Source organism: Amycolatopsis rubida, from assembly GCF_900115345.1.
GTDB classification, from domain to species: domain Bacteria; phylum Actinomycetota; class Actinomycetes; order Mycobacteriales; family Pseudonocardiaceae; genus Amycolatopsis; species Amycolatopsis rubida.
The window spans coordinates 1-1,538 of sequence record NZ_FOWC01000041.1; the positions used below are offsets into that span (position 1 = coordinate 1).

A 1,538-nucleotide genomic window follows, 5' to 3' on the forward strand; every position below is an offset into this window, starting at 1 on the left:
AGCTTAAGTTTTAACCTTTGGTGTCCGTTTTCTTGGTCTTGCCGGGGTTGTGTGAGGGGGCTTGGCGGGCGTTTCGTGATCCTGGCGGGCGTCCTGGTCCGGGTCGGCTGAATTTCGGCGCGCCGGCGGGTGATCCCGCTGCCGGGCGAATCCGGCGAAATCCCCGCCGGACCCGGGCCGGCGACAGTCGTGCGGGTGCGGCGGGCGGGCGTTCCCAGGGGCGCCGGACGTCCTCGACGAGGCAGCGCGCCAGCCGGAGCTGGGCGTAGACCGCGATCGTCAGCCAGGTCCACCGGTCCGCTGCCTCGGGGGTCCGCAGGCGGGGCGCGGTCCACCCGAGGGTTTGCTTGAGGAACCGGAAGGTGTGTTCCAGGTCGAAGCGCCGCAGGAACGTCTGCCATAACCGGTCCACCAGTTCCGCGGTGGCCGCGGTGGCGGAATGCCACAGCCACAACGGTTTCGGGGCCGTGGCGCCGGGCAGCCGCTCGACCTGCAGCCGGATCACCGTGCCCTCCAAGATCGGGAGAGGGTCGTCGTGGCCGGTCCAGGCGCCGGTGCGGGTGAGCTTGGGGTGCAGCCGGTCCCAGGATCGGGCGTGCGCGGCGCCGTAGCGGGCGGTGTCGGCGGTCGTGGCGTGCGCCGGGGCAGGCCAGGTCGTCGGGTCGCCGAACACGAACCGGGCCCCGTGCCGGGCGCCGCGGCCCCGGGCGCCGGGCTGCCGGGGCGGCGCGGGGAAGGCCAGAACCCGGTCCGAGCGCATCCGCACCAGCACCCGGACCGGGAGGTCGGCCAGCAGGAACGCCAGACGGGGGCCGTCGTAGCCGGCGTCGCCGACGATCCAGATCTCGGGGTCGCCGGCCTGCCAGTGCCCGGCGGCGATCAGGGCGTCGATCACGGTGCGCAGCTGGGCGGCGGCCAGGGCGGTGCCCTCGTCGCCCGGGCGCGCGCGAAGCACGTCGAGCAACGCCGTCCACGACGTGCGGCCCGGTTCCAGCGCCGCGACGAAGGAATAGGGCCAGCCGGGGATCATCTGGGCCCGGCCCTTGCCTCGCGCGTAGGTGTGGCAGAACAGCCGGTCCGGGCTGGTGCCCGCGTCGGGCCGCAGCCAGTTGCTGATGTCGATGCCCAGCGTGATGCGGCCGTCGTCGCCGCGCGGGATCGCTTGGCGGGCCGCGACGTTGCGGAACCGGCCGACGTCGACCCCGCCCCGGTTCAGGCTGTCGTAGAGGCCGCCGTGACCGCGCCGGTGCTCAGGCTCCAGCGACAGCTCGACCAGCGAGCCCACCGGCCCGCCGGCGCACAGCACCGCGTCGGCCAGCTCGAACAACGCGTCCGCCCGCGCGGTCAGGCACCGGTAGAACTCCTGCCGGAACTCGGACAGGTCCCCCAGCGCGGTGGCCGCGCCGGCGTGGTGCACACTGTTCATCGAAGCCCTTGGTTGTGATCTTCCTTCTGTCGCAAGAAGAATGATCAACCAAGGGCTTCATCCATGATCAACCGGGCACCCCCTCTGACACCCGGACCTTAAAACTCAAGCT

Annotated in this window: 1 protein-coding gene; it reads right to left on the reverse strand. The window is 72.2% G+C overall.

The annotated features are described in order from the left end of the window. Nucleotides 1-10: 10 nt before the first annotated feature. Nucleotides 11-1,426, reverse strand: coding sequence for an NF041680 family putative transposase (locus BM362_RS46020; RefSeq protein WP_067584114.1), 1,416 nt, complete (start codon nucleotides 1,424-1,426; stop codon nucleotides 11-13). Between the last annotated feature and the right edge of the window lie 112 nt (nucleotides 1,427-1,538).